The organism is Lewinella sp. W8, assembly GCF_004375085.3.
In the GTDB taxonomy this organism is placed as follows: Bacteria; Bacteroidota; Bacteroidia; order Chitinophagales; family Saprospiraceae; genus Neolewinella.
Genome location: NZ_SNAQ03000076.1, coordinates 1 through 435, shown reverse-complemented (window position 1 = coordinate 435; position 435 = coordinate 1). Strand labels below are relative to the sequence as shown.

Annotated in this window: 1 protein-coding gene; it reads right to left on the bottom strand. The window is 61.1% G+C overall.

The genetic code is table 11. The annotated features are described in order from the left end of the window. A partial coding sequence (locus E1J53_RS24105; protein ID WP_173021632.1) for a hypothetical protein occupies positions 1-435 on the bottom strand: 435 nt, incomplete at both ends.

Below are 435 nucleotides of genomic sequence, written 5' to 3'. Positions count from 1 at the left end.
CCGTGATGCGCTGCGTACAGGCAGCAGCGTTGGTCAGGCCCTGGCCGTCAGTAGCCGTGAATACACGGGTGAACTGGCCAACACCACAGCTGTTCACGTCACCGCTGATCGTCTGGGTGATCGTTACCTCACAGTTGTCGAGGCCGGTAGCCGCACCGAAGGCAGCGTCCAGCTCCTCGTCAGTAGCTTCATTGATGTCGGCGGGAAGTTCAGCATTGTAGGCAATGCAGCTGATGTTGACCGGAGCCGGAGCAAAACAGACCGGGCGGGCCTTGTCTTCCACCAGTACTTCGAGCCAGCAGTAGTTGACGTTACCACGCTCGTCCGTGACGCGCAGACCAACCAGGACGTTGCCCAGGTCAGCACAGGTCAGCAGCAGCTCGTCGGTGTACACCGCGCCGGGCAGCAGTTCGTAGGTGCCGTTAGCCAGCTGGC